This is a genomic window from Haloarcula rubra (assembly GCF_019599465.1).
Taxonomy (GTDB): Archaea; Halobacteriota; Halobacteria; order Halobacteriales; family Haloarculaceae; genus Haloarcula; species Haloarcula rubra.
On the sequence record NZ_RKLR01000003.1, the window covers coordinates 342220 to 368864 of the forward strand.

The window sequence follows — 26645 nt, forward strand, 5'->3', positions numbered from 1 at the left end:
GCGTCCCCAGTTCCGCCAATGAGTACAGCGACGGCGAACGTCTCGAAGCGGAAGGCGTGGCTGATGGCCGCCCGGCCACAGACGCTCCCCGCCGGGGCCGCCCCGGTCGTCGTCGGGACCGGACTCGCGGTCCACGCCGACGTCTTCGCACTGCTCCCGGCGCTCGCAGCGCTCGTCGGGGCCCTCCTCATTCAGGTGGGGACGAACTTCGCGAACGACTACTACGACGCCATCAAGGGCGCCGACACGGACGAACGAGAGGGGTTCACCCGAGTGACCGCGGGCGGCCTCATCGAACCCGAGGCGGTCAAGCGAGCGATGCTCCTGACGTACGCGCTCGCCGTCGCCGTCGGCGTCTACCTCGTGGCCATCGGCGGCCTCCCGATAGTCGTCGTCGGCCTCTCGGGAATCGCCGCGGGCGTTCTCTACACCGGCGGCCCGCTCCCATACGGCTACCGCGGCCTCGGCGACCTGTTCGTGTTCGTCTACTTCGGTCTGGTGGCGGTCACCGGCACGTACTACGTGCAGGCGGTGGCGAACACGCCCGCCGTCGGGACGTTCCCGATGGCGCTCCCCGACGGAAGCCTCACCCTCGCCGCAGTGGTGGCGAGTCTGCCCGCCGCCGGCCTCTCGACGGCGATTCTGGTCGTCAACAACGTCCGTGACAGGGAGACGGACATGGCCGCCGGCAAGAAGACGCTGGCCGTCTATCTGGGCTACGGCTGGAGCCGCGTCGAGTTTCTGGCTCTCGTGGGGATGGCCTACGTCGTCCCGGCCGTCTTCGCCATCGACCCGGCCTACGGCCTCCCGGCACTCGCGCCGGTGCTCTCGCTCCCACTGGCCGTCGTGACGACCGAGACGGTGCTGACGAACACCGACGGGGCCGCACTGAACCCGGCGTTAGAGCGCATGGGCCAGACGCTGTTCCTCCACTCGCTCCTGTTCGCCGCCGGCCTCGCACTCCCGACGGTACTATGAAGACGACGCCGTTCTCGCTCCCGCTCAGAAGCCCGCTCGCCACCGCCAGCGGCACTATCGACGAACGCGAGGGAGTCGTCGTCCGCTACGACCACCGCGGCACGACCGGCGTCGGCGAGGCGACACCGCTCCCCGGGTGGACGGAGTCGCTCGAGGCGTGTCGGTCCGGGCTAGCGGACGCCGCCGCGGCCGAGGCGGACGGCGGTCACACCGCCGCGATGCTGGCGCTCGACGCCGCCGAGGTGCCGGCTGCCCGCCACGGGTTCGCCACGGCACTACTGGACGCCGACGCGAGGGCAGACGGCGTGGCGCTCTATCGGTGGTTCGACGCCGACCGACGCTGTCGGTCCGTCCCCGTCAACGCCACCGTCGGCGACGGCACGCCACAGGAGACGGCCGACGCCGTCGCGAGCGCCGTCGACGCCGGCTTCGACTGCTGTAAGGTGAAGGTCGGTGCACGGCCCGTCGAAGACGACGTCGAGCGAATCGGCGCCCTCAGGGACCGCGTGGGCGACGGCGTGACGCTCCGGGCCGACGCGAACGGTGCGTGGTCCCGCGACGAGGCCGAGCGAGCCTTCGAGCGGTTCGCCTACCTCGGTGTCGAGTACGTCGAACAACCGCTTCCGGCCGACGACGTCGACGGGCACGCGGCCCTCAGGGGCGGACCGGTCGGGGTCGCACTCGACGAGTCGCTCGTCGACCGGCGCGTCGACAAGATACTCGACGCGGACGCCGCCGACGTGTTGGTCCTCAAGCCGATGGTGCTGGGCGGTCCTGGCAACGCCCACACACTGGCGATGCGGGCCCGCGAACGCGGCGTCGACCCCGTCGTCACGACGACCATCGACGGCGTGGTCGCCCGTCTCGCCGCCCTCCACGTCGCCGCCGCGATACCAGACGTGCGGGCCTGTGGCCTCGCGACTGGCGACCGACTGGCGACGGACCTCGCGCCCGACCCGGCGACTGTCTCGGACGGACGGATGGCCGTCCCCCAGTCGCCCGGCCTCGGGGTCGACCCGGCGGAGGTGGGGCCGGATGCGTGACCCGGTCGAGTGGCCGACGCGGGACCTCCTGACCCACCGTGTCCAGACGACACCCGAGCGCACCGCGATGGTCGACGCGGATGCGGGCGCACAGTCCACGTACCGCGAACTCGACGCCAGAGCGGACGACGTGGCCGCGACGCTGGCCACGTCCGTCGACACGCCGGACGGCACCGTCGCGACGCTCGTGGACACCCGGCCCGCAGTCGGGCCGTTGCTGTTCGGCGCGATGCGGGTCGGCGCGACCCTCGCGCCGCTGAACGTCACGCTCGACGCGGAGAGCCTGTCTGCGCAACTCGACACGCTCGACGCCGACCTCCTCGTCTGTGAACGGGCGACCGAGGAGTTGGCGACCCGAGTCGCGGACTGTCCGGTGGTCTCCCTCGACAATCCCACGACGGACGCTGTTCAGGCGTTGGAGACGGCCAGTGCGGCGGTCGAGCCGGTGGAAGTTCACCGTGACGCGACGCAACTCGTCCTCTTTACGTCGGGGACCACGAGCGACCCGAAGGGCGTGCGACTGACCGTCGGCAACCTCGTCGCCAGCGCCACCGCCTCGGCGTTCCGACTCGGGGTAGCGCCGGCGGACCGCTGGCTCGTCTGCCTGCCGACCTACCACATGGGCGGTCTCGCGCCGTTCGTCCGTTCGACGCTGTACGGGTCTACCGTGGTCGTCCAGCGCGAGTTCGACCCGTCGGAGACGGCGCGCGTGCTGTCCGAGTTCGACGTGACCGGCGTCTCGCTCGTCCCGACGACGCTCCGGCGGTTGCTCGACGCCGGTTGGAGACCGGACGACGCGCTCCGGTTCGTCCTGCTCGGTGGCGGTCCCGCGAGCCCCGAGTTGCTACACCGGTGTCGCGAGCGCGGCGTGCCGGCGTGTCCCACCTACGGGATGACCGAAACCGCCTCGCAGATAGCGACGGCGCTGCCCGAGACGGCGTCCGAGTACGAGGGGACCGTCGGCCAGCCACTCGTCTGTACCGACGTGACCGTCGTAGCGGACGGCGACCCGGTGAGCCCCGGCGAGCGCGGCGAACTCGTCGTCGACGGCCCGACGGTAACGCCGGGCTACCTCGACGACGACCGGACCGAGGACGCGTTCGGCCCGCACGGCTTCCACACCGGGGACGTGGGCTACCGCGACGAGGACGGACGGTTGTGGGTCGTCGGCCGCGTGGACGACCGTATCGTCACGGGTGGGGAGAACGTCGACGCCGGCGCGGTAGCCGACGCTATCCGAGCGTGTCCGGGCGTCGAAGACGCCGCCGTCGTCGGCCTCCCCGACGAGGAGTGGGGCCAGCGGGTCGCGGCGCTCGTGGTCGGAGCCGTGGATTCCGAGACGGTGCGCGACCACTGCCGGAGCAAACTCGCGTCCCACGAGGTCCCGAAGACCGTTCGAGTGACCACCTCGCTCCCGCGGACGGCCTCCGGCACCGTCGACCGCGACGCGGTCCGCGAGCGGTTGGAGTCGTAGCGAGCGCTCCAGCCAAGCCGTTTTCTACTCGTATCGTCTACTGACGTCCGTGTGTACCATCGTCCTCGCGTGGCAGGTGTTCGACGGGACACCCGTCGCCTTCGCCGCGAACCGTGACGAGCGAGTCGACCGCCCATCCGAACCGCCGGCAGTGCGTCACTGGGGCGCTCGCGTGGTGGCGCCGGCCGACGGCGAAGCGGACGGTACGTGGCTGGGCTACAACGAACACGGCCTCCTCGCGGCTATCACCAACCGCTGGGTGGACGCCGACCTCGCGGGCGAGCGCTCCCGCGGCCTGCTGGTCCGCGACTGTCTCGGCCACGAGACGGCCGAAGACGCCGCCCGCGCCGTCGAGCGTGCGACCCGCGAGGCGGAGTACGAGGGGTTCAACCTCCTGCTGGCCGACGAGAACGCCGCCGTACTGCTGGAGTGGGACGGCCAGCTAGCCGTCCGCAACTTCCAACCGGGCGTCCACGTGGTCGTCAACGTCGGCGCGGACGGGGACTACCGGATTCCGGGCCATCGGCCCGACGTGGGCGAACAGCAGGCGGTCAACGCCGACCGACTCCGCGAGGCCATGCAGGTCGAACCCGGAGAGGGCGTCGACGCGTGGCTGGACCGCGCGGGCGAGACCATCGCCGACCACGACTACGGCGTCTGCGTCCACGGCGACGGCTTCGGCACCCGTTCGTCCTCGCTCGTCGCCCTCGGTGAGGGCCAGCGCTACGAGTTCGCCGACGGGCCACCGTGCACGACCGAGTACCACCCGGTCGAAGGTCAGATTTAAGCGGCCGACCGTCGGTGTTGTTACCATAATGAGTTCGGCAGCGTCGGAGGCGGACCTCTCTGAGGACGAACGAGCCGGGTTGGAGCTCATCCGCGAGTCCGGCGGCATCCATCAGAGCGACTTCTGGAAGGAGTTAGACGTCTCCTCCCGGAAGGGCAGTCGCATCGTCGAGTCCCTCTTCGAGAAGGGACTCATCCAGCGTGAGGAGACGGTCTACGAGGGGCACAACACGTACCACCTCACGCCCGCGGCCCGCGACCTGGAGTTCTCGCTGTTGATGGCCGGCGACCAGTTGTCACCGTTCATCGGCGACGAGGAGGTCGACCCACACGACGACGCCTTCTCCCAGTGGGTCATGAACCTCGCGTATCAGAACTGAGCGGCCACCTCGCGGGTCGTTCGAACCAACGGCGGAGCGGCCGCTCCGTCGTCGGTGGGAAGAGAGAAACGGAGTCGCGCGCTCAGTCTTCGAGCGCGTCGGCGATACGGTCCAGCGAGCGACGGACGTCGTGGACTTCGTCGCGGAGCTTCCGGATTTCGCGGGTCAGTTCCTCGTTGTCGCTCCCGCTCTCCTCTTCGGCACCGCGGCCGGGCGGACCGCCGCCCATGCCGCCGGGGCCACCGGGGCCGCCGCCCATCATGCCGCCCATCATCTGTGCGAACGGGTTGCCGCCGCCGCCCATGCCGCCGGGGCCGCCACCGCCGCCCATCATCTCTTCCATGCGCTCTTCGCGGCTCATCTCGCCCTCTTCGCCTTCCTCGCGCTCTTCGGCGCGCTTCTGTCGAATCTCCTCGACGCGCTCTCGGAAGGACTTCTCTTCCTCGCCGTTCTCGCTCGATTCGGCCGTTTCGTCGCCGTTCTCGGGTTCGTCGTCTGCCATGCCTCCGGGTTCGGCTGGCCCGCTGAAAAGGGTTGTCGTGTCAGGCCAACCGGCGCACGAGCGCCGAGAGCCCGATGCCGCACCCGAGCAGGACGACGAGGTTGAACCCGGCCATGAACAGCGGGCGATACCGTCGGGTGACGAAGGTGTCGACGGCCGCCGACACCGAGAAGTAGAGCCGGAAGGTTGCGACCAGTGCCACGAGGACGAGGACGCCGATGGCCGCGAACTGGAGGTACTCGACGGCAGCGTATCCCTCGTCGGCGTCGTCAGACGGTGACTCGTCGGGTGTCGGCGATGGGGGAGCGTGGTCGCTCTGTGTCTGGTCGGTCGGTGCAGTCGGGTCGGTGGTGGGTTCCTCGGTCATGCGTGTCTCCGTGTGAGTCCGAGCGTCGCGACGAGGAGGGCGACGAGCGCGACGACGACGGTGAAACCGGGGCCGCTCCCGCCGGCAGTCGTCTCCTCCGCTCGTTCGGTCATCCGGTCCGGTGCCGCCGTCGCCTCCTCGAAGTCGCCGGAGTCGAACCCGACGTCGCGGCGCGTCTCGTTCTCGGTCAGCGTCTCCTGGGGGTCGAGGTTCGCGGGCGCGCTCTCCGTGGCCACGATGACGCCGTCGGACTGGAGGATGCCGTCGAGCCAGTAGTTGTAGCCGTCGGGCACGGTCAGCGTCGTGCTGACCGTCTGCGTCCGGCCGGGGCGAATCTGCCCCACTTCGAGCGTCGACGCGTCGGCGACGACGTTCGACTCCGCCTGCCGGGCGCGCATCCGGAGCGAGAGCCCGCCGGCCGGGTCGTCGCCGCTGTTGGTCAGGTACGCCGTCACGTTCAGCGTCGTCTCGTTGTTCTCGACGTCGGCGATACGGTACGAGATAGCCCGGAGCGGCGTGTTCGTGTTCTCGAACCGGTGGAACGAGACCGGCGACCGAGCGTACGCCGGGGTCAGGGCGTCGACGTTCCTGACCGTCCGCCGCTGGACGGACACGCGGCGGCCGTCCTCGTACACCGTCGTCTCGATGCGGTAGTCGCCGTCGCGTTCGACGGTGAGGTTCCGGGTGAAGGAGACGTCCCGGTCGCCGCTGACGTTACCGAGCGACTGTCGTTCCGTCGTCGCTACCAGTCCGGTGTCGGCGTCGATGGCCCGCGTCACGACCGTGACGTTCTCCGCCGTCCCGCCCCGGTGTTCGAGGCTGGACGTGAGCGAGAGCGTCACCGTCTCGCCGGAGACGTGGGGGGCATCGACGTAGGACTCTCGGAGGTCGAGGTGACTCGGACGCACGTCTTCGGTCGGCTCCGAGAGGACGTCGGGGACCGCCGTCGCACTGGCGACCATCGTCAGCGTCAGGAGGGCGATGGCCCCAGCGAGGAGTACTTCGCGTCGCACGAGTGTGAGCGCGAGACCGTTCGGTAAGTGTTTTGTGTGTAACCAAATCGGCCCGGATAGAACCTACCCGAAAGCCCCGAGACTCGACTGGAGGTCCCGGTCGGTCCCGCCCTCGGTCAGTTCGTACCCGACGAGGGCCCGCAAGTCGACGGCGTAGGTGCTCCCGTTGTTGTCGAGGACGGCGACGCGGCCTTTGGTCCCGCGGACGGTGCCGGTCGCGAGCGTCTCGGCCATCGGCCGTTCGGCGAGTTCGAGGCCGTAGTCGAAGTCGTAGGTCGCGAGCGTCTCGTACTCGTCGAGGAGGGCCGACCAGAACCGCTCGTCGATGGACTCGTGGAGACCCGCTATCTTGGTGGGGACGCGGACCCTGTCGCCGAGGTCCGTCGCGATGTCGGACTCTATCTGCCGGGCGATGCGGCCGTCGGCGACGGTCCGGAGGTGTGCGGCCCGGTCCGCGCCCTGTTCGCGAAGTCGGGTTTCGAGACGCCACGACCGGGTGACGCCGACTTTGACGGTGGCCGGCGCGAACGCCGCCAGATAGACGGCGTGTTCCTCGTCGCAGGCCTCGATGGGCTTGGTACAGTCGCCGGTACACCGGGCACACGGCCACCTGCTCGTGTGTTCCGGGCAGTACGGCGCGTCCGTCTCGTCGCAAGCGTAGTGTCGGTCGCCGTCGACCGCTCCCGCACAGTGGCGCTCCCCCAGCGCGTAGGTGAGTTCCGTCCCCGGGTCCAGCCGCTCGACGGTGACCGCCTCGCCGTCGGCGAGGCGCAGTGCGGCGTGGTCTTCGACGCGAGACTGGTACCCGACGACCTGCACGGCCGAGCGTTGGCGACCGACCGGCAAAGGGCTACCGGGATGACGTTTTTGCTTCTCGGGTGGCAACTCTCGGGTATGGCCGACCTCGAACTCACCAGTCCGGCGTTCGACGACGGCGAGCGCATCCCGGAGGAGTACGGCTACGCGGCGGCGAACACGAGTCCACCGCTGGAGATACGGGGCGTGCCCGACGACGCCGAATCGCTGGTCCTCGTCGTCGACGACCCCGACGCGAAGGAACCGGCGGGGAAGGTGTGGGACCACTGGGTCGTCTGGAACGTCTCGCCCGACGTCACCGAGATTCCCGAGGCCACGACGCCCGAGGGTGCGGTCGAGGGCGAGAACGACTTCGGCGAAGTCGGATGGGGGGGCCCGAACCCCCCGGACCGCGAGCACACCTACCGGTTCCTGTTGTACGCGCTGGACACCACGCTGGACCTCGAGCGCAGCGCGAGCAAGGACGACGTCTACGACGCCGCCAGCGGCCACATGGTCGGGAAGGCGGAACTGACTGGGACGTTCCCCGCCTGACGGGACGTCGCGGTTCGGCGCTCACCAGAGGCCGAGGAGGGCGGCGACGCCGCCCATCACGAACAACAGCGGGAGGAGTGAACTCGTGCCGGTGAGCGCCGCCAGTGCCCCGACGCCGCCCAGCGCTATCGCGGCGGTTCGCTTGTACTCCGGGACCCGCTCGTGGACCTGTGGTACGGCGGCACCGAGCAGGTACAGCGTGAACGACCCGAACAGGACAGCACGGACCGGGTCACCCCCACCGACGACCACGAGTGCCGTGAGTGCCCCACAGAGGACCCCGCCGACAGCGAAGAGGACTCGCTCCGCGTCGAGGTCCGTCACGCGCGAGAACGGTGTCATAACCCTCACTCCGGGGCCTGCCGTATAATACTCACCGCAAACCCCGGGTGTCAGTCGCTCACAGTTCCGCGACGAGTTCACGGGCGCACTGTCGCACCGCGTCGTCGCTCGACTGGTCGGGTTCCCAGCCCACCGCCGCGAGTTTGTCGATTGAGAGGCGCATCCGGGGGACGTCACCGGTCCACCCGCGGTCGCCGCCGGTGTACTCGTACTCGGGGTCGACACCCATCTCGTCGGCGACGATGTCGGCGATGCGGTCGACGGACGTCGTGGTGCGGGTACCGAGGTTGAACACGTTGTGGTCGTCGTCCGCGTGTTCGACGGCGTAGACCATGGCGTCGACGCACTCGGAGACGTGCATGTAGGACTTCTGCTGGCGGCCGTCACCGAGGATGGTCAGCGAATCGGGGTTCTCCCGCAGTTTCTCGACGAAGTCCGGGATGACCGCGCCGCGCAGGCGCGGGCCGACGATGTTGGCGAAGCGGAACACCCACGACTGGACGCCGTGGCTGTGGGCGTACGTCGAGACGAGCGACTCCTCGGCGAGTTTCGTCGCGCCGTAGACGCTGATGGGTTCCAGCGGCGCGTAGTCCTCCGGCGTGGGTCGTGGGGCCTCGCCGTACACGGTCGACGACGACGTAAACACGATGTGTTCGACGCCCACCTCGTCCATCCGTTCGAGGACGTTGTAGGTGATGTCGCTGTTGTCGGTGAACTGTCGGCGCGGCGCGTCGGTGTCGACCAGTTTCGAGGCCGCGAGGTGGACCACGAGGTCGGTGTCGGCCGTGACGGTGTCCGCGACGACGGCGGGGTCTGTCAGGTCGCCCTCGACGAACGTCGCGTCGTCGTGGACCCACTCGCGTCGGCCGTTCGAGCCGTCGTCGACGACGAGGACGTCGTTGTCCGAGACGAGGCGTTCGACGAGGTGCGACCCGATGAAGCCCGCACCGCCCGTGACGACGATGCGCTGGCCTTCGAGGTTCATACCCGGAGTCGACGCGGACGGTCAAATAGCGTTCCGGTACCGCGATGGACGCCGTTTTATAGCTCCCGGGGCGAGTAAGGGGTATGACGCGACTCAGCCGCCGCGGCTTCATCGCCGGGAGTGTCGCCCTCACCGGTGTGACTGCTGGCTGTCTCTCCGGCGGGTCCGGGGGAGACGGGTCCGACGGCAGTTCGGTCCCCACTGCGAGCGGGCAGCCACTCTCCGCACCCGTCGCCGGGAACTCCGACGCCGACGTGACCGTAGCCGCGTACGAGGACTACGCCTGTCCCCACTGTCAGACGTACTCCCAGACCGTCTTCCCGAAGGTACGGGAGAACTTCCTCGCCGACGGGACGGTCCGCTACGAGTTCCACGACTTCCCGATTCCGGTGGACGAACAGGTCTCGTGGCAGGCCGCGAACGCCGCCCGCAAGGTGCAGGACTCGGCGGGCGACGCCGCATTCTTCACGTACTCGAAGCGGCTGTTCGACAATCAGGGCCGTCTCGGTCCGGACGTGTACGCCGAACTCGCCGACGGCCTCGACGTCGACGGGTCGGCGGTCCGCGAGGCCGCCACGGGGCGAACGTACGACCCCACGGTGCAGGCCGACCGCGACGGGGCCGTCGAGAAAGGACTTCGCGGCACGCCGACGGTCCTCGTGAACGACCAGCCCGTCGAGTGGCAGGAGATCGCCTACGCACCGGTCCGTGACGCCATCGAGTCGGCACTGAACGGATGAGAGGCGACAACGAGGTGACGGTCCTCCGTCTCGGCCACCGCCCCGGTCGGGACGAGCGCATGACGACCCACGTCGGCCTCACCGCCCGGGCACTGGGTGCCGACCGCGTGGTGATGGCGGGGTCCGCCCGTGACCGCACGGACACGATCGTCGACATCACCGAGCGCTTCGGCGGCCCGTTCGAGGTGGAGGTCACGCAGGAACCGAAGCGACTCATCCGGGACTTCGAGGGCACCATCGTCCACCTCACGATGTACGGCGAACCGGTACAGGACGTGGAGGCCGACGTCCGCGAGGCACACGCCGAGGGACCGCTCCTGCTCGTCGTCGGGGCCGAGAAAGTCCCCTTCGAGGTGTACGAGAACGCGGACTACAACGTCGGTGTGACGAACCAGCCACACTCGGAGGTGGCCTCCCTCGCGGTGTTTCTGGACCGCCTGTTCGAGGGCCGCGAACTCGAACGGGAGTGGGAGGACCCGGACCGCGTCGTCGTCCCGATGGAGACGGGCAAGCGAGTCGTCGACCCCGAAGACGACGACGTAGACGACGTCTGAGCGTAGGCCCGGCGGGACCAGACCCGAAAGTCGAAGTCGCTTCGCGTCCGCGGGCCAAGGTGTGTGAGTGCCAGCGAGCGCTCCGATGGTTTTAACCGCGTGACCGCCCGAGACACGGATAATGGCTTTTGAGGACCTCCTGGAGGACCCGGTTATACAGAAGTACCTCCACGAGCTAGTCGGACCGAAAGGGATGCCGGTCGCAGCCGCGCCGCCGGACGGCGAAGTGACCGACGAGGAACTGGCCGAGGAACTGGGCCTCGAACTCAACGACGTGCGCCGTGCGCTGTTCATCCTCTACGAGAACGATTTGGCGTCGTACCGTCGCCTCCGCGACGAGGACTCTGGGTGGCTCACCTACCTCTGGACCTTCGAGTACGAGAAGATTCCCGAGCAACTCGAAGAGGAGATGTACCGTCTGCTCGACGGCCTCGAAGAACGTCGCGAGTACGAGCGGGACAACGAGTTCTACCTCTGTGAACACTGTGGCATCCGCTTCGAGTTCGGCGAAGCGATGGAGTTCGGCTTCGAGTGCCCCGAGTGTGGGAACCAGATAGACGCCATGGAGAACACCCGTCTGGTCACCGCCATGGAGGAGCGCATCGAGGAACTGCGCGACGAACTGAACGTCGAGACGGAAGCCGAGGCCTGATGGTCGTTCTCGGTACCAAAGTGTACGTCACGGGCGACACCCGTGACCGTGCGCTCGACGGCCTGCGGTCGCTGGTCGCCAACGAACTCGGCGAACTCGACGTCGAGTTCGACGTCGGCCACCGCGAAGACGACTTTCCGACGGTGACCGTCGACGGCCCGGACGCCACCGTCGCCCGGAACCTCCTGCGCGAGGAGTTCGGCGAGATGGTCCCGACCCACGAGGACGGCGAGACGTACGTCGGCACGCTGGACTCGTGGGACGACGACGGGTTCGTCCTCGACGTCGGGTTCGGACAGGAAGTCCGTATCCCGGCGGCGAACCTGAACCTCGGACAGGGGTCGCCCGCCCAGATTCGCAAGCGGTTCGGCATCGTCCAGCACATGCCGCTTCGCTTCGTCGCAGGCGACGACCCGCGACTCGCCGACGAGGAAGTGGACCGTCTGTACGAGTGGTCCCGCGGGAACGGTCGGGTCAACGCCAACAGCGTCACCCGGTCGAACGCCCGTGCGACGGTCAACCGGGCCGGCCACGCACAGGACATCGTGACCGTCGAACGCATCGGCCTGTTGGAACAGAGCATCGTCTGCGACCCGGACACCGACGCGCCCGGCCTCCTGTCGGACATCGGCCGGTTCATGCAATCGGAACTGCTCGCCGTCGTCCCCTGAGCTATGCACCGCCGCCACCTCGCTCTCGTCGGCATCGTCGCACTGGTCGCCCTGTCCGGCTGCAGCGGGCTGTTCGGCCAGCAGGACATCGATCAGAGTCAACTCAATCAGAACGCGACGTACGACTGGGAGACCCAGTCGAACGCGTCTATCGTGCTGGAGAAGTCCTCGTACAGGGCCGTCTACGACGTCCGGAACAACGACACCTTCGAGGTGTACGACCGCGACGGCCTCGGACGGGAGCAGAGCGTCCCCATACAGGCGCTCAAGTTCCGCTACGCGAACGGCACCGTCGTCACCGGCGCGAACTCCTCGATGAATGCCACTCGGAGCGGCGACCGGACCACCATCCGGTTCCCGGGCAACGTCACCGGACAGGTCGCGTACAGCGCCCCGCGTAACGGGAAGTCCTACGCGACGCCGACCCACCTCGACGGCGCGACGTATCAGGTGACGATGCCGCCCGGCGCTCGGGTCGGCCTCCCACTGCTCTCACAGGTGAGTCCGGGGGGCTACGAGTCGAGCGTCGACGAGGAGACGAACCGGATGACCGTCCGATGGGCACAGCCAATCGACGCCCGGCAGGTGAGTGTCAGGTACTACCTCGAACGTGACCTGCTCATCTTCGGCGGCCTCGCTCTCGTGGCCATACTGGTGGGTGGCGGCGGGACGCTGTACTACTACCGGCAGTTGCAGGCCGTCATCCGGAAACGGAAGGAGGCGGGCATCGACTTAGAGGAAGACGAGGGCGACGACGACCCGCGGGACCGCGGTCCCCCGCCGGGGATGCGCTGACGGGCGACCCACAGTATTTGTATCGGCACGCCCTACGCCGCGTATGCGCGTCGCGGTGGTCACGGTCGGAGACGAACTGCTCGCCGGAGAGACGGTCAACACGAACGCCGCGTGGCTGGGCCGACAGTTAGCCGACCGGGGCGTCACCGTCGAGCGGACGACCGTCGTCCCGGACCGGACCGCCGACATCGCCCGCGTCGTCAACGAGTACCACGCCGAGTACGACGCCGTCCTCGTCACGGGCGGCCTCGGCCCCACGCACGACGACGTGACCATCGACGGCGTGGCCGCCGCCTTCGGTCGCGACGTGGTCGAGAGCGAGGAAGCGCTGTCGTGGCTCGAAGAACACGGCGGCTACACCCGCGAGGACCTCACGGACGGGACCGGTGAGGTCCCCGAAGGGAGCCGCGTCCTGCCGAACCACGAAGGCGTCGCGCCGGGGTGTGTCGTCGAACAGTGCTACGTGTTGCCCGGCGTCCCCGACGAGATGAAGCGGATGTTCGAGGAGGTGGCCGAGGAGTTCAGCGGCCAGCGACAGTACGTGCGGACCGTCGACGCCGCGGAACCGGAGAGTGCACTGCTGGACCGACTCGCCGACGTACGAGAGCAGTTCCCCGTCAAGGTCGGGAGCTATCCCGGCGAGAACGTCACCGTTCGGTTCGAGGGGCCCGAGGAGGCCGTCGTCGAGGACGCGGCCGCGTGGCTCCGAGCGCGCGTCGAGTCGCCAGAGAGCGAGTGAGTCGACTCGCTCAGCGGTAGAGGTAGGCCAGCCACAGCGCCGTCAGTACGAGGCCGCCGAGCGTGATGACTGCGCCGGCGGCACTGATGACGCCGGTCTGGACGTTCGCCTGCAGTAGTTCGAGCATACCGGCCCTTCTGTGGCGGGTGGCTTGAAAGACACGCTCCCGGGTGCCTTTTGCCGCCGGGTACCCAACCGACGGCTATGCGACGTATCGCTGTCGTGGTCAACCCCATCGCGGGCATGGGTGGCCGCGTGGGACTGAAGGGAACTGACGGGAAAGTCGCCGAGGCACGCGAGCGTGGGGCCGAGCAGCGCGCACCGGACCGGGCACGCGAGGCACTCGACTCGCTTCGAGCCACGAGCCAAGAGGTCGACCTGCTCACGTACGGTGACCCGATGGGGGCCTCGCTCGCTCGCGAGGCCGGGTTCGACCCGACAGTCGTGGGTCACCCCGAGGACCCGGCGGAGACGTCGAGCGAGGACACGAGAGCGGCGGTCCGGGCCTTCGTCGACCACGGCGTCGACGTCGTCGGGTTCGTGGGCGGGGACGGCACCGCCGTCGACGTGGCAGAGACACTGGACGAACTGGACGACGAGACGCCGATACTCGGCGTCCCGGCCGGCGTCAAGGTGTACTCGTCGGTGTTCGGCGTCTCGCCCCGCGCGGCCGGCCGCATCCTCGGGACCTTCTCGGAGACGGAACCCGCCGAGGTCAACGACATCGACGAGGACGCCTTCAGGGGCGGCGAAGTCGTGACCGAACTGCGGGCCGTCGCCACCGTCCCCGTCGCCGACCAGCGCCAGTCGGCCAAGCAGTTGGGCGGCGGCACTGTCGAGACGCTCGCGGAAGGGGTCGCCGAAGGCGTTCGCCCGGGCGTCACCTACGTCCTCGGACCGGGCAGTACCGTCGGCGCCATCAAAGAGAAGTTGGGCTTCGAGGGGACGACCCTCGGCGTCGACGTCTGGCGCGACGGCGAACTCCTCGTCGCGGACGCCGCCGAGTCGGACATCTTAGCCGCCCTCGGTGAGGAGAACGTCGTCGTCGTCTCGCCCATCGGCGGGCAGGGGTTCGTCTTCGGCCGCGGCAATCAGCAACTCTCGCCCGCCGTCGTCCGGCGGTGTGACGTCGAGGTCGTGGCGTCCCGCCGGAAACTGGACGACATCGGAACCCTCAGAGTCGACACCGGCGACCCGGAGTTAGACGCCGAACTAGAGGGGTGGCTGAAGGTCCGCGTCGGACGATACGAGCGCCGCCTCGTCGAAGTCGTCTCCTGACAGACGTGGACCAGCGGCACGCCACACCAAGTGATTGTATTCGACTGCTCGCATTAATTGGTGTATAGTGAAGATTAAGGTCGATGGCGTATAAGAAAGGCCATATGGAAACACGGAAAGTCCAGCGGCTAGGCCCGTCCACGCTCGCGATGACGCTGCCGGCGGAGTGGGCCAGCGCACACGACGTCGAGAAGGGCGACGAGGTGTCGCTCCGGATGGGTGGCAAAGGGACGCTGACCGTCATGCCGGAATCGGTCCAGACCGAGGAGTCCGAGGCGATAATCCACGCGGAGAACCTCAACGCCGACGCCGTCGAACGGGCTATCGTCGCCCAGTACGTCCTCGGCCGGCGCATCATCCACGTCGAGGCGCCGGAGGGACAGACCCTCGAATCGGCCCACATCAACGCCGTCTACAACGCGGAGACGCAGTTGATGGGGCTCGGTGTCATCGAGGAGACACCCCAGCGTATCACCATCCGCTGTTCGGTCGACCCCGAGGACTTCACGCTCGACAACCTGCTCGAACGGCTGGAGTCGACCGGGTCGACGATGCGCAACGAGGCCGTCAAGGCCCTGGCCCACGGCAACCCCGACCTGGCCCAGCGCGCGCTCAACCGGGAGCGCCAGGCCAACAAGATATTCGTGCTCCTGTTGCGCCTCATCTTCACCTCGTACCAGAACCCCAACCTCGCGCGGGCGGTGGGGCTGGACGACGGCTTCCCGCTCATCGGCTACCGCTCCATCGCGAAGAACCTCGAACTGACCGCCGACAACGCCGAGGACATCGCCGAGATAGCCCTGGAGGCCCCCGAACACGCGCTGGACGTCGACAGTTCGACGATGCGGCGCATCCGTGACTTCACCGACGAGGTCAACGAGATAACCGCGATGGCCGTCCAGTCTGCCGTCGACCGGAACTACGACACCGCAATCGAGGTCCGCGAGGCGTACTCCGACATCGGCGACAAGGAACACGACATCCTCAACGACCTGCCGGAGATGGACAACGAGAGCCTGTTGCAGGTCCGGGAAGTACTCGTCAGCCTCCAGCAGACCGCCGAGTACGCCGTGAGAAACGCCGAGATAGCGACCAATCTCGCGCTCGACGAGGAGTCCGAACACACGACCATCCAGTGAGGGTCGTCCAGACGGCGCGAGTTTTCCGACGCAGTCGTGGCCCGACCGGCCTCGGCGCGAGTTTCTGGACCGAGGACTGTGACCGGGGACTGCGTGGAGAACGCTGAGTACGCCGCCGACTTTTCCGGCCCGGTATCCGGTCACTCACCAGAAAGACCGGCGAGGCCGACTGACGGTGCTACCGGCGTTCAGCGACTCAGCGCGAGGATTCCGCCGTCGTCCGTCTGCGTCGCGGTCTCGGTGCCACCGTCGGTCTGCGTGGCCGTCTGGGTGCCGCCGTCAGTCTGGGTCGCCGTCTCGGTCGGGGTCGCCGCCTCGGTCTGCGTCTCGGTACCGTCGTCACCCAACAGGCCGCCGTCGGTCGCCGTCTCCGTCGGGGTCGGTGTCGGCGTCGGCGTCTCAGTCTCACCGTCCGAGGTCCCGTCACCGCCGGCGGCGGCGGTGCCGTTCTCGCCGGTCGGATACTGCGCCTTGTTGCCGAAGATGTCCGTCTCGATGGTCTTCTCGTAGTCGATAGCGTCCATGTCGACGCGGAACTGTTCACCGCCACCCTCGAGGACGAGATAGAAGTCGATGTAGAGGTCCGTCACCTGGTTCCGTCGCAGGTGGGTGACCCACCAGCGGTCGAGGTTCCCGTTCTGGATGGCCGTGCCCGCCTCGACGGTCTCGGTCTCGCCCGGCCCTATCGTGTACCCGCGTTCGGTCTCACCCTCGCCGACGGCGACGTCGTTCATCGTGATCTCGTAGCCGATTTTCGAGACCGTGTAGGGGTACGGCTTCGGGTTGTGGACGGTGAACGCGAGGTCCATCGGCGTCTCGGCCTCCGTGAGGTTCGCGCGGTCCCACGACCCGCGCGTCTCGTTGATGTACAGCACCGGGTCCGAGACGAACGGCTGGCTGGCGTTCACCGGCTGCGTCTCCGTGGAGTTGAACTGGCCGATGATGTCCGTCTCGATGGTCTCGTCCTGCGTGAGCGATATAGAGCGGCCGCCGAGCATCGACGAGGAGACGTCGGCGTCGATGGTCACTTCGGTCGTCTCCCCGTTCTCGATGTGGGTGTGCCACCACGGGGGAATCTGGCCGTTCTGCATCTCGGTCGAGAACGGGAGCGTGGTGTTGCCCGTCTCCAGAGCGAGGCCGCTCTTCTCGCCGCTGGCGATGGGGACGCCGTTCATCGCGACGGCGTAGTCGACCGTCGTCCCGCCGAGTCGGACACCTATCGGGTTGGGGTTGTTCACCGTGAGGTTCGTGTGTATCGTCGTCGTCTCGTTCGAGACGCCGGCGAAGTGGTTGTCGACGGATTCGACGGTCGGTGCGCCGACGACGCCGAGTGCGAACGCGCCACCGCCAGCTACGCCGAGAACCAGAACGACGACACCTATCAGTTTCAGGCGACCGAGTCCAAACATCACACGGCGCTCTCTCGTCCGTCGGGATAGGTCCTGTGGCTGGCGACGGCCCGAATGAACTAAGTGGGAAACACCGAAACCCACTCGCATGGCGACTGAAGCGAAGACTGACATGGGAATCGGGCTCGGCGTCCTGTTCGGGGTGGTCGCCGTCGGTGCCGCAGTGTTGGCGGCCGTCAACAGCTACAACTACGCCATCCGGCACGCACAGGAACTCGAGACGAGCGGACTGCTGTTGAACAGCGGCGTGGGCTTCGGCGTGGCCATGCTCGCGGCGAGTCTGGCGCTCGTCGCGATACACGTCTACGACGCCTGACCGGTGTCGCGGACGGTACCTGAAAGGAACGATTAAATCCGTTCGGCACGTACCGCTTCTATGGTCGATTTCAGCGAGGAGGACAGACGCATTCTGGAGTACCTCCGGGAGAGCGTCTCGCGGGGAGAGAGTTACTTCCGCGCGAAGAACATCGCCTCACAGCTCGGCCTCTCCTCGAAACAGGTCGGCGCCCGCCTGCCCCGTCTCGCGGAGGAAGCCGACGAGGTCGACATCGAGAAGTGGGGCCGTGCCCGGTCGACGACGTGGCGCGTGACGACCAGCTAGTCGGTGGATTCATTCCGGCGGAAACCTGAGCTACGTACATGACTGTCCGGGTAGAGCGGTCGATGACGGTGTCGGCACCCCCCGAGCGAGTCTGGGCGTTCATCGCCGACCCGGACCAGCGGGCCCGCCCCATCAGCGTCGTCGAGGACTGGGAGGTCATCAGCGACGAGGAGGCGACGTGGCACATCTCGCTGCCGATTCCGATAATCGACCGGACCATCCGCATCGAGACGCGGGACGTCGAACGGCGTGAACCCGAGTACGTCCGCTTCGTGGGCCGCTCGAAGGTGATGCAGGTACAGGGCGAGCACGAACTCGAACCGACAGACGACGGCGGGACCAAACTGACCAACCGGTTCGTCGTCGACGGCAAACTCCCCGGGGTCGAACGGTTCTTCAAACGGAACCTCGACGGCGAGATGGAGAACCTCGAACAGGCCCTGCGTGACTACCTCGAAGTCGAAGCATGAGACTCACACTCGCTCAGATTGCGGTCGAGCCCTCGGCCGTGAGCGCCAACGTCGGACGCGCCGTCGACGCTATCGACCGCGCGGCCGCGAACGGGGCCGACCTCGTGGTCCTGCCGGAGTTGTTCAACGTCGGCTACTTCGCGTTCGATAGCTACGCCCGACGGGCAGAGGGGGTCGACGGAGCGACGCTGACCGCCGTTCGCGAGGCCGCGGTCGACCACGGCGTAGCGGTCCTCGCCGGGAGCATCGTCGAGGACCTCGCCGCGAGTGCCGACGCCGGCGTCGACGTGCCCGCCGCGGACGGCCTCGCCAACACCGCCGTCTTCTTCGACCGTGACGGGAATCGTCGCTCGATCTACCGGAAACAGCACCTCTTCGGCTACGGCTCCGCCGAGACCGAACTGCTCGAACCGGGCCGACGGCTCCCGACCGTCGACTTCGAGGGGTTCACCGTGGGTGTGACGACGTGTTACGACCTCCGGTTCCCGGAACTGTACCGCAGACTCGTCGACGACGGCGTGACGCTGACGCTCGTCCCGAGCGCGTGGCCCTACCCCCGCGTCGAACACTGGGAACTGTTCCCGAGGACGCGCGCCGTCGAGAACCTGATGTTCGTCGCGGCCGCCAACGGCGTCGGGTCGTTCGACGACGCGGAACTGCTGGGACGGTCCACGGTGTACGACCCGTGGGGGACGGCACTGGCCAGTTCCGCCGACGACCCGACGCTCGTCAGCGCGACCGTCGACCCCGAGCGAGTCACGGCCGTCCGCGACGAGTTCCCGGCACTCGGCGACCGCCGAACAGAGTTCCGATAGGTCCAGTCGCTCTTTCACACAAAACGCGTTTTGAGCGTCCGGCGGCACTATACGCCGGCGAAGACGATACGTAGTCGTCATGTCGAAGAAATCACTGGTCGTCGCGCTGGCCGTGACGCTCCTGCTCGCCGGGTGTACGGGCATGGGCGGGAACCCCGTCAGCGGCGACGGCGCCGAACTCGCTACCGGTGGCGGCGGCGACGCCGGGTCCGCACCGGCCGCAGAGGGAGCACAGCAACAACGCGCCGACACGAGCGGCGGTGACGGCGGGTCGGGAAGCGTCCAGGTCGACGCGGCAGCCCAGCAGCGAGCCATAATCAAGACCGGGCGGATGGTCGTCGAGGTGGAGAACTTCTCACAGAGCCGTGCGACCATCGCCTCGCAGGCCCGGCAGTACGGTGGGTACGTGAGCGGGTCCAACCAGCGACTCCACCGCACGGGCAACGAGACGTGGACCTCGGGGTACGTCGTTGTCAGGGTACCCAACGAGCGGTACCAGTCGATGCAGGACGACGTCGCCGCGGAAGGCACGGTCCTGAGCGAGGAGACGAACACCGAGGACGTGACCGACCAGTTGGTCGACCTTGAGGCACGGCTGGAGAACCTGCGCCAGCGTCGGGCCCGTCTCCGGACGTTCTACGAGGACGCCAACGACACCGAGGAGTTGCTCCGCATCGAGGAACAGCTCTCCGACGTGCAGGGCCAGATAGAGCGACTGGAAGCCAAACAGCGCTCGCTCGAACAGCGGGTCGCGTTCTCGACGATTCGGGTGGAACTGCAGGAACCCGAACCCGGAATCAGCCAGATTCGGACCCAGTACCACGAGCAGTCGCTGACGGCCGTCTTCCTCCGGTCGGTGACCGACGTCTACGTCTTCGGCCGGGCGACGCTGGTGACGCTGGCCGCGGCGGCGCCGTGGCTGGGCGTGCTGGCCCTGCCGGCGTACGGTCTGCGTCGGCTCCTCCGCGGCCGGCGACTCCCGCGTATCGGCGGTACCGAGGGCGGCGGCGGCAGTGAGACCGCTGGCGACGACGAGACCGCCAGTGGCGAGGGAGAGCCCCCGGAGGACACTGGGGACGGTGACGCGACTGACTCACCGACCGACGGCGAGCAGTAGCCGCCGGACACCGGGCCTTTTTTATCGTTCGCTCCGCAAGGATATTTCGCCGGCAAGGCGCTTTTCACGTCGATGCCGGTACAACAGTCCGTCTCGCTGCTCGGCCACATGGCGTCGCTCGTCCGCCAAAGGCTGTCCGGACAGCCTTTCACGTCACTCCTCGTCGGCGGCGCCCACTCGACCGTTCCTCTCTTCGACACACGGTACCGAAGAATCAGACAGATTCTGCCTCTCAGCGCTCCGCTTCTCGCGCCAGCGCTCGCTCGAAGTGGTCGGTCGTGATGGTCACTTCGTCGGCCCGTTCGCTGGCCTCCGCCGGCCCCATCTCGTCGGCGGCCTCGCGGATGGCGAGCATCGACGCCTCGCGGACCACGGCCTCGAGTTCCGCCCCGGAGAACCCTTCCGTGTCGGCTGCGAGGGGCGACAGCGAGACGTCGTCGGCCAGCGGCTTCCCCTCCGTGTGCACGTAGAGAATCGCCTCGCGTGCGTCGTGGTCCGGGTTCGGCACTTCGACGTGCTGTTCGAGGCGGCCCGGCCGGAGGAGGGCGTCGTCTATCATGTCCCGACGGTTCGTCGCCGCGAGGACGACGAGGTTCGGGTTCTCGGTGATGCCGTCCAGTTCGGCGAGCAGTTGCGAGACGACCCGTTCGGTCACCTCGTTACCCTGTCCGCGGTGGCTGGCGATGGCGTCTATCTCGTCCAGGAAGATGATGCTCGGGGCAGTCTGGCGGGCGCGCTCGAACAGTTCGCGCACGGCCTCCTCGCTCTCGCCGACGTAGCGGTCCATTATCTCCGGGCCGGCGACGTGGATGAAGTTCACGTCGCTCTCGCCGGCGACGGCGCGAGCGAGCAGGGTCTTTCCGGTGCCCGGCGGGCCGTACAGGAGGATGCCGCTGGGCGGGTCCGTGTTCGTCGCGGAGAAGAGGTCGCCGTACGCCAGCGGCCACTCGATAGCTTCGGTGAGCGTCTGCTTGACCTCGCTCAGACCGCCAACGTCGTCGAACGACACGGCGGGCGACTCGGCGACGTACTCCCGCATCGCGCTGGGTTCGACCGTCGCCAGCGCCGCGTCGAAGTCGTCCTGTGTCACCTCCGCGCCGTCGTCGCTCGCCGTCTCGTCGCCGTCTCCGTCCGAGCGGTCGCGCTTGGCTCGCAGCGCCGACATCGCGGCCTCCGTGGTCAGGGAGGCGAGGTCGGCACCGACGAAGCCGTGGGTCTGGGCCGCGATGCGGTCGAGGTCGACGTCGTCACCGATGGGCACGTCCCGCGTGTGGACGTCGAGAATCTCCCGGCGGCCGCCCTCGTCCGGGACGCCGATTTCGATTTCGCGGTCGAAGCGGCCGCCGCGGCGGAGGGCCGGGTCGACGGCGTCGACGCGGTTGGTCGCGCCGATGACGACCACCCGTCCCCGGTCTTCGAGGCCGTCCATCAGCGTCAGCAACTGGGCGACGACGCGGTTCTCCATGTCCGCGTCCTCGTCCCGAGAGCCGGCGATAGAGTCGATTTCGTCGACGAAGAGGATGGCAGGGGAGTTCTCCTCGGCGCGTTCGAACGCCTCTCGGAGGCGCTCCTCGCTCTCGCCCTTGTACTTCGAGACGATTTCCGGGCCGGAGATCGTGTCGAAGTAGGCGTCGACTTCGTTGGCGACGGCGCGGGCGATGAGCGTCTTCCCGGTGCCCGGCGGGCCGTGCAGGAGGACGCCGCTCGGCGGGTCGATACCCAGCCGTCGGAACTCCTCGGGTTCCGAGAGCGGCATCTCTATCATCTCGCGGATACGGTCGAGTTCCTCGTCCAGACCGCCGATGTCCTCGTAGCTCACGCCCGTCTCCGTCTCGGCCGGTCTGGCGTTCGGCGTCTCGGTCGGGCCGGACTGCTCGTCGACCGTCGCGTTCCCGTCCGAGGCGGACTCCTCGATGCGCGGGAGGACCGAGACGTCGGTCTGGTCGGTGACTCGGACCGGCCCGTCCGGGTCAGTCGAGAGGACGCGAAACGTCCCGAGGCCGTCGATGTGGGTCCGTTCGTCCGCCTGCACCATCTGGTCGACCAGCCGCGTCCGCACCATGTGTTCGTACTCGTCGCTGCCCGGCAGGGGTTCCATCGGCTGGATGCTGATGGTGTTCGCCTCGGTGACAGAGCCGGCGCGAACCGTCACCGTGTCGCCGATGTTGACACCCGCGTTGGCCCGCGTGTCGGAGTCGATGCGGACCGTCGACCCGTCGTCGTCTCCGGGCCACACCTTGACGACGGTCATCCGTTCGCCGTCGATGATGACCGGCGACCCGCTCAGCACGCCGAGGGCACTCCGCACGGACTCGGGGAGGCGCGCGATGCCGCGGCCGGCGTCGCGCTTGTGGGCTCCCTCGACAGTGAGTTCGACGCCGCCGTCGCTGGACCCGCTCATGCCGTCGGCTAGCCGTCCGGCCCTCTTGAGGGTTCCCGTTGTGTCGCGGGAAAACAATTTACGCACGGGCGTCGGACAGACGCACATGGTTGTCACTACCGAGCGCGACGAGATGACTTGGTACAAGTGCGAGACGTGCGGGCTGATGTTCGACGACCAGGACGACGCGCGACAACACGAGGCCAACTGCGACGACGAGGACCCGTCGTACATACAGTAGCACCACGTCGGCGTTGCGACCCGACGCTCTGCGGATACGTCCCCGGTTCCAGTAGCGGTCCGCGAGGACGACGGCTGGTCCGGTTCAGTCTTCTGCCGGCACGACTTCGTAGCTCTGTTCGCGTTACGCGTCCCCCGGGACGATTTCGTAACTCCGTTCGCCCATCTCGTCTTCCTCGAAGACGAACACGCGCCCGTCGGCGACCTCGAAGTCGACGTCGACTTCGACGCGCATCTGGTGGTCCCGGACGGTCACGCCGGGGAACAGTTCGTCCTCCTCGCCGTCGGTCAGGACGACCCGGCCGACGCCGCTCTCCTCGATGATGTCGTCGTGGGTCCGCAGGTCGTTGACGTAGACGAGGATGCCCGACGTCTCCGTCGGGTCGGTGACGAGGACGTGCGTGTCTTTGCCCGGCGCCGTCCGGACGCTCTCCTCGGCCTTCGCGGGGACACCGCGGTAGAAGGCGGTCCGCCCGTCGAGGTACTCGACTGCGACGCCGTCCTCGCTCAGTTCGACAGAGAGGGTGTCCGGCGCGATGTCGGAGCGGTTGCTCATGCGCCTGCCTTACCGTCGCTGGTGGAAAAACGACCCGTTGTCGCCGTGGCCGGTTCCGCAGATGGTAAATAGCCCCGGACTGGAGAACTGAGCGATGGAAGGCACGGCAGCAGCACCGGCCGCAGGGACGGTCCTCAACGCGCTGGCGACCGGCCGTGGGTCGGCGTTCGCCATCGACGAGTACACCGAAGCGACCGTCGAGTTGTCGACGGAGACGGAGGGCGTGACCGGCGAGGTGGCCGGCGTCCCCGACGCCGACACGCGCCTCGTCGAGCGCTGCGTCGAGTACGTCGTCGACGCCCACGGCGGGCCCGAAGTCGTCGGAACGCCTCCGGTCGTCGGCGGCCACGTCCGCACGGAGAGCGAGGTGCCGATGGCCGCGGGCCTCAAGAGTTCGAGTGCGGCCGCCAACGCGACAGTGATGGCGACGCTGGACGCACTCGACGCCACCGAGCGGATGACCCGAGAAGATATGGCGCGACTCGGCGTGATGGCCGCCCGCGACGTGGGCGTGACCGCGACCGGCGCGTTCGACGACGCCTCCGCGTCGATGCTGGGCGGCGTCACCGTCACCGACAACGACACCGACGACGTGTTGGCCCGCGACGAGGTGGACTGGGACGTGCTCGTCTGGACGCCCCCCGAGCAGGCGTTCTCGGCGGACGCGGACGTCGAGCGCTGTCGGCAGGTCGCGCCGATGGCCCGACTCGTCGAGGACCTCGCGCTCGACGGCGAGTACGAGCGAGCGATGACGGTCAACGGCCTCGCGTTCTGCGCCGCGCTGGAGTTCGACACCGAACCGCTCGTCGAAGGCATGCGCCACGTCGACGGTGTCTCGCTGTCGGGGACCGGCCCCTCGTTCACCGCCGTCGGCGAGCGACCAGCACTCGAACAGATTCGAGCGCGCTGGGACGAGCGGCCCGGGACGACGCTGCTGACCACGACACAGACGGAGGGAACACACACAGTATGAGTTCGAACACGAACCCAGAGGAGATGTCGTTAGACGAACTGCGCGAGGAGATTCGCACTATCGACCGCGAGATAGTCGAGAAGATAGCCCAGCGGACCTACGTGGCCGACACTATCGCACAGGTCAAAGCCGAGAAGGGCCTGCCGACCACCGACGAAGAGCAGGAACAAGCCGTGATGGACCGCGCCGGCGAGAACGCGAAGCGATTCGACGTCGACGCCAACCTCGTGAAGGCGATGTTCCGACTCCTCATCGAGTTGAACAAGGTCGAACAGCGCGAGAACCGGTAGCCGACGACGCTGACGGTCCAGCGCTGGCCGGGACGCAGGTTATCCACGTAGCCCGGACCCAGACCCACAGTCCGAGCGCGTAGACGAGATGGTACACAACCAGCGGCACGGCCGCCGACCGGCCGACTCCTCGGCCGGCGACGAGTGTGACACCCGCGAGCGTAGCGAGCAGTAGGGTCAGGCCCCACCCGAGCGTGAGGCCCAGCACGTCGACGGCACTCGGCGGGACACCGAGGACGCCGAAGACGGACAACTCCAGTGCGACGAGTGCCCCGCCCGCGACGGCCCCGTAGACCACCTCGGCCGAGAGCGCGACCCACCGTGAGACCCCAGTCGCGTCTGCCAGCCCTGCTCTGACGCTGCCGCCGTGGCCGCCGTGGCGATTAGCCCCACGACCAGTCCGCCGAGTCGTCCGTTGAGGACCGTCGTCATCGCGGTTCGAGGGTGACCGTCAGTTCGTCGACGTAGTGCGTCGCGTCGCCCTCCCAGATGACCGCCGTCCCGACGGCAAGATACAGCGTCTCAGAGGATAGTTCTGGCGTCGTCCACTCGAAGGTGTACTCGCGCCAGCCGTCGGCGAGCCAGAGTGGTTCTCGCAGGCCGCCGTAGGGCGTCTGACCGAGTGCGCTGGTGTTGACGCCCGGATGTGGGAAGTCCGTCTCTACCTCGGGTGGCTCGGGGCCGAGTCGCATCACGGCGTCTCGGAGCGTGTTGAACGACTCCGACTCGCTCCAGAGTTGTGCCGTCACCGTGGCTGTGTAAGCTTGCCCGGCCGTCACTGGGACCGGATGGACGACCCACGTCACGCCGTCGTCGTAGTCGCCCTCGTTCCAGATACGCAGGGACCGCTCGCCAGCAGCCGCCTCGTCGCTAGTGGTGTCGACCTCCCACTCGAACGCCGCGAGGTCCACCTCCGGCCCGATGGCGGCCCCGGACTCCCAGTCGCCGAGGCCGTCCTCGAAGCCCTCCCTGAACGCCGGGCCGTCGTCGCCGCCGAGACAGCCAGCACCGGCGACCACACCGGCAGTCGCGCCCGCTCGGAGGAGGTCACGTCGTAACATACCTCGTCGTGACAGTGGAGATACATAAAATCGAGGGGCACGCGCGCAGGTGTGTGTCTCGGCGGGAACCGACTCAGAGAAACAGTACGCCACGTCGAACCGGGCGTTCGGTCTCTGTGCTCCTCGGAGACACGCGTCCAGCGATTCTGAAGGGGATTAGGACCGCGTTCAGTACTCCCAGAGGCGATGCACTCGGTCCGCCATGTCGGGGTACTCCGCCCGCAAGGTCTCGACGCTCGTCTCGCCGTCGACGTTGACGACGTGGAGTTCCCCCCGCTGGCCGCCGTAGACGTCCTGAAAGTCGTAGACTGCACCGACTACCTCGACGTCCTCGGCCACGTCGTCGCTCTCGACGAGGACCTCCACCTGTCGGTCGACGTTGTACTCGACGAGGCGGTTGATGGCCCCCGCCCTGCCCACGTCGTCCGGCAGCGACTCGACGCCACCCTCGAGGTGTGGCTTCAGGAGACCGATGCAGTGTTCGATACCGGGCGGTTCCGAGAGGCCCTCGGTCAGGTCGTCGTACGTCGCCGTGACGGCCCCACACCCGGTGTGGCCGACGACGACGGCCGTCTCTGTGCCGGTGTGTGCGAGCGGATAGAGCACGTCGCCGGAGACCACCTCGCCCGCCTCGGTCCGCTGGACGACACGATTGCCGATGTTGCCGCAGGTGAACAGGTAGCCGGGGTCCTCGTTGCCGAAGATGGCGTCCTGTAACACGCGCGAGTCCGAACAGCAGACCGTGACTGCCTCGGGGTGCTGTGCGTCTTGCACGTCGTCGAAGCGGTCGGCGAACCTCTCGGCGTGGTCCGCGTTCCGCTCCAGCAAGTCGAGAATCGTGTCGCTCATACGCGAAAACCGACGCCCGTCGGTATAGTAGTTCCCTCTGGTGCAACCGTCTGGCCGGTGATGTCAGTATGAGCGACCCCCCTGTCGAGTATTAAC

General features: G+C 67.9%; 34 protein-coding genes. 22 read left to right on the top strand and 12 right to left on the bottom strand.

The annotated features are described in order from the left end of the window. Positions 1–18: 18 nt before the first annotated feature. The 5 genes from EGH21_RS09980 to EGH21_RS10000 are packed head-to-tail and all read left to right on the top strand — an operon-like array spanning position 19 to position 4661. The gene (locus tag EGH21_RS09980) at positions 19–978 is read left to right on the top strand and encodes a 1,4-dihydroxy-2-naphthoate polyprenyltransferase (protein WP_220618327.1); all 960 of its coding nucleotides are present in this window, start codon (positions 19–21) and stop codon (positions 976–978) included. Further along, positions 975–2021, top strand: a complete 1047-nt coding sequence (locus EGH21_RS09985) for a mandelate racemase/muconate lactonizing enzyme family protein (protein WP_220618328.1) — start codon at positions 975–977, stop codon at positions 2019–2021. Before EGH21_RS09980 ends, EGH21_RS09985 begins: the two co-directional genes overlap by 4 nt. Then, positions 2014–3495, top strand: coding sequence for a class I adenylate-forming enzyme family protein (locus EGH21_RS09990; protein ID WP_220618329.1), 1482 nt, complete (start codon positions 2014–2016; stop codon positions 3493–3495). The genes EGH21_RS09985 and EGH21_RS09990 overlap by 8 nt, the downstream gene beginning before the upstream one ends. 49 nt (positions 3496–3544) lie before the next feature. After that, a complete protein-coding gene (locus EGH21_RS09995; RefSeq protein WP_220618330.1) occupies positions 3545–4282 on the top strand; it encodes an NRDE family protein in 738 nt (245 codons plus the stop codon). Positions 4283–4310: 28 nt separating this feature from the next. After that, complete coding sequence (locus EGH21_RS10000) at positions 4311–4661, top strand: helix-turn-helix transcriptional regulator (RefSeq protein ID WP_220618331.1); 351 nt, start codon at positions 4311–4313, stop codon at positions 4659–4661. Between the two features lie 82 nt (positions 4662–4743). Here EGH21_RS10000 and EGH21_RS10005 read toward each other — a convergent pair whose 3' ends face one another. The 4 genes from EGH21_RS10005 to EGH21_RS10020 all read right to left on the bottom strand — a co-directional run bounded on the left by EGH21_RS10005 (position 4744) and on the right by EGH21_RS10020 (position 7362). Beyond that, positions 4744–5163: a hypothetical protein gene (locus EGH21_RS10005; RefSeq protein WP_220618332.1), complete on the bottom strand. Its 420-nt coding sequence runs from the start codon at positions 5161–5163 to the stop codon at positions 4744–4746. Between the two features lie 40 nt (positions 5164–5203). After that, on the bottom strand, positions 5204–5530 hold the full coding sequence (locus EGH21_RS10010) for a DUF8060 family membrane protein (RefSeq protein WP_220618333.1): 327 nt from the start codon (positions 5528–5530) through the stop codon (positions 5204–5206). Next, a complete protein-coding gene (locus EGH21_RS10015; RefSeq protein WP_220618334.1) occupies positions 5527–6543 on the bottom strand; it encodes a DUF7490 domain-containing protein in 1017 nt (338 codons plus the stop codon). Before EGH21_RS10015 ends, EGH21_RS10010 begins: the two co-directional genes overlap by 4 nt. Positions 6544–6606: 63 nt before the next feature. Further along, positions 6607–7362 (bottom strand): DUF2797 domain-containing protein, encoded by a 756-nt coding sequence (locus EGH21_RS10020; protein WP_220618335.1) that lies wholly within the window; start codon positions 7360–7362, stop codon positions 6607–6609. Between the two features lie 75 nt (positions 7363–7437). Here EGH21_RS10020 and EGH21_RS10025 point away from each other — a divergent pair, with 75 nt between their 5' ends. Then, complete coding sequence (locus tag EGH21_RS10025) at positions 7438–7893, top strand: YbhB/YbcL family Raf kinase inhibitor-like protein (RefSeq protein WP_220618336.1); 456 nt, start codon at positions 7438–7440, stop codon at positions 7891–7893. A 21-nt stretch (positions 7894–7914) separates the two neighbouring features. Here the strand turns inward: EGH21_RS10025 and EGH21_RS10030 are convergent, their stop codons facing one another. Together EGH21_RS10030 and EGH21_RS10035 are read right to left on the bottom strand one after the other, a co-directional pair. Continuing rightward, positions 7915–8235, bottom strand: a complete 321-nt coding sequence (locus tag EGH21_RS10030) for a hypothetical protein (protein ID WP_220618337.1) — start codon at positions 8233–8235, stop codon at positions 7915–7917. A 58-nt stretch (positions 8236–8293) separates the two neighbouring features. After that, positions 8294–9220 (bottom strand): NAD-dependent epimerase/dehydratase family protein, encoded by a 927-nt coding sequence (locus EGH21_RS10035; protein WP_220618338.1) that lies wholly within the window; start codon positions 9218–9220, stop codon positions 8294–8296. Between the two features lie 83 nt (positions 9221–9303). Between EGH21_RS10035 and EGH21_RS10040 the strand changes: the two genes are divergently transcribed. From EGH21_RS10040 to EGH21_RS10075, 8 genes are all read left to right on the top strand, one after another. Next, entirely contained in the window at positions 9304–9960 is a 657-nt protein-coding gene (locus EGH21_RS10040; RefSeq protein ID WP_220618339.1) for a DsbA family protein, read from the top strand. Then, a complete protein-coding gene (locus EGH21_RS10045; protein ID WP_220618340.1) occupies positions 9957–10514 on the top strand; it encodes a tRNA (cytidine(56)-2'-O)-methyltransferase in 558 nt (185 codons plus the stop codon). Before EGH21_RS10040 ends, EGH21_RS10045 begins: the two co-directional genes overlap by 4 nt. Positions 10515–10635: 121 nt before the next feature. Beyond that, positions 10636–11166, top strand: a complete 531-nt coding sequence (gene tfe, locus EGH21_RS10050; RefSeq protein ID WP_220618341.1) for a transcription factor E — start codon at positions 10636–10638, stop codon at positions 11164–11166. After that, the gene (locus EGH21_RS10055) at positions 11166–11837 is read left to right on the top strand and encodes a DUF2110 family protein (RefSeq protein ID WP_220618342.1); all 672 of its coding nucleotides are present in this window, start codon (positions 11166–11168) and stop codon (positions 11835–11837) included. The genes tfe and EGH21_RS10055 overlap by 1 nt, the downstream gene beginning before the upstream one ends. 3 nt (positions 11838–11840) lie before the next feature. Then, entirely contained in the window at positions 11841–12632 is a 792-nt protein-coding gene (locus tag EGH21_RS10060) for a DUF5803 family protein (protein WP_220618343.1), read from the top strand. A 43-nt stretch (positions 12633–12675) separates the two neighbouring features. Continuing rightward, positions 12676–13371, top strand: coding sequence for a competence/damage-inducible protein A (locus EGH21_RS10065; RefSeq protein ID WP_220618344.1), 696 nt, complete (start codon positions 12676–12678; stop codon positions 13369–13371). A 204-nt stretch (positions 13372–13575) separates the two neighbouring features. After that, positions 13576–14649 carry an ATP-NAD kinase family protein gene (locus tag EGH21_RS10070; protein WP_220618345.1) on the top strand — a complete coding sequence of 358 codons (1074 nt, stop codon included), beginning with the start codon at positions 13576–13578 and terminating at the stop codon, positions 14647–14649. A 104-nt stretch (positions 14650–14753) separates the two neighbouring features. Then, positions 14754–15788, top strand: a complete 1035-nt coding sequence (locus EGH21_RS10075; protein WP_220618346.1) for a phosphate signaling complex PhoU family protein — start codon at positions 14754–14756, stop codon at positions 15786–15788. Positions 15789–15976: 188 nt separating this feature from the next. On the opposite strand, the gene EGH21_RS10080 is transcribed toward EGH21_RS10075, so the two are convergent. After that, a complete protein-coding gene (locus EGH21_RS10080) occupies positions 15977–17197 on the bottom strand; it encodes an LEA/WHy family protein (RefSeq protein ID WP_220618347.1) in 1221 nt (406 codons plus the stop codon). Positions 17198–17285: 88 nt separating this feature from the next. Here EGH21_RS10080 and EGH21_RS10085 point away from each other — a divergent pair, with 88 nt between their 5' ends. The 5 genes from EGH21_RS10085 (at position 17286) to EGH21_RS10105 (ending at position 20200) form a co-directional block, all read left to right on the top strand. After that, positions 17286–17513 carry a DUF7525 family protein gene (locus tag EGH21_RS10085; RefSeq protein ID WP_236035492.1) on the top strand — a complete coding sequence of 76 codons (228 nt, stop codon included), beginning with the start codon at positions 17286–17288 and terminating at the stop codon, positions 17511–17513. A gap of 60 nt (positions 17514–17573) precedes the next feature. Further along, positions 17574–17798 (top strand): DUF7123 family protein, encoded by a 225-nt coding sequence (locus EGH21_RS10090; protein WP_166970245.1) that lies wholly within the window; start codon positions 17574–17576, stop codon positions 17796–17798. Between the two features lie 38 nt (positions 17799–17836). After that, positions 17837–18268, top strand: coding sequence for an SRPBCC family protein (locus EGH21_RS10095; protein WP_220618348.1), 432 nt, complete (start codon positions 17837–17839; stop codon positions 18266–18268). Continuing rightward, positions 18265–19083: a carbon-nitrogen family hydrolase gene (locus tag EGH21_RS10100; protein WP_220618349.1), complete on the top strand. Its 819-nt coding sequence runs from the start codon at positions 18265–18267 to the stop codon at positions 19081–19083. The genes EGH21_RS10095 and EGH21_RS10100 overlap by 4 nt, the downstream gene beginning before the upstream one ends. Before the next feature lie 79 nt (positions 19084–19162). After that, the gene (locus tag EGH21_RS10105) at positions 19163–20200 is read left to right on the top strand and encodes a DUF4349 domain-containing protein (RefSeq protein ID WP_220618350.1); all 1038 of its coding nucleotides are present in this window, start codon (positions 19163–19165) and stop codon (positions 20198–20200) included. A 232-nt stretch (positions 20201–20432) separates the two neighbouring features. Here the strand turns inward: EGH21_RS10105 and EGH21_RS10110 are convergent, their stop codons facing one another. Beyond that, the gene (locus EGH21_RS10110) at positions 20433–22601 is read right to left on the bottom strand and encodes a CDC48 family AAA ATPase (RefSeq protein ID WP_220618351.1); all 2169 of its coding nucleotides are present in this window, start codon (positions 22599–22601) and stop codon (positions 20433–20435) included. A gap of 85 nt (positions 22602–22686) precedes the next feature. Between EGH21_RS10110 and EGH21_RS24400 the strand changes: the two genes are divergently transcribed. Next, a complete protein-coding gene (locus EGH21_RS24400; RefSeq protein ID WP_255491942.1) occupies positions 22687–22821 on the top strand; it encodes a DUF7128 family protein in 135 nt (44 codons plus the stop codon). Positions 22822–22944: 123 nt separating this feature from the next. Here EGH21_RS24400 and EGH21_RS10115 read toward each other — a convergent pair whose 3' ends face one another. After that, positions 22945–23376 carry a DUF5796 family protein gene (locus EGH21_RS10115; RefSeq protein ID WP_220618352.1) on the bottom strand — a complete coding sequence of 144 codons (432 nt, stop codon included), beginning with the start codon at positions 23374–23376 and terminating at the stop codon, positions 22945–22947. Positions 23377–23470: 94 nt separating this feature from the next. Between EGH21_RS10115 and EGH21_RS10120 the strand changes: the two genes are divergently transcribed. Both EGH21_RS10120 and EGH21_RS10125 read left to right on the top strand, forming a co-directional pair. Continuing rightward, positions 23471–24349 (top strand): shikimate kinase, encoded by an 879-nt coding sequence (locus EGH21_RS10120; protein WP_220618353.1) that lies wholly within the window; start codon positions 23471–23473, stop codon positions 24347–24349. Next, positions 24346–24639: a chorismate mutase gene (locus tag EGH21_RS10125; protein WP_220618354.1), complete on the top strand. Its 294-nt coding sequence runs from the start codon at positions 24346–24348 to the stop codon at positions 24637–24639. The genes EGH21_RS10120 and EGH21_RS10125 overlap by 4 nt, the downstream gene beginning before the upstream one ends. On the opposite strand, the gene EGH21_RS10130 is transcribed toward EGH21_RS10125, so the two are convergent. From EGH21_RS10130 to EGH21_RS10140, 3 genes are all read right to left on the bottom strand, one after another. Beyond that, entirely contained in the window at positions 24599–24937 is a 339-nt protein-coding gene (locus tag EGH21_RS10130) for a hypothetical protein (protein ID WP_220618355.1), read from the bottom strand. The two genes, EGH21_RS10125 and EGH21_RS10130, sit on opposite strands and share 41 nt — an antisense overlap. A gap of 130 nt (positions 24938–25067) precedes the next feature. Beyond that, on the bottom strand, positions 25068–25700 hold the full coding sequence (locus EGH21_RS10135; RefSeq protein WP_220618356.1) for a hypothetical protein: 633 nt from the start codon (positions 25698–25700) through the stop codon (positions 25068–25070). Positions 25701–25868: 168 nt separating this feature from the next. Next, positions 25869–26549: a carbonic anhydrase gene (locus tag EGH21_RS10140; RefSeq protein WP_220618357.1), complete on the bottom strand. Its 681-nt coding sequence runs from the start codon at positions 26547–26549 to the stop codon at positions 25869–25871. Positions 26550–26645: the final 96 nt, after the last annotated feature.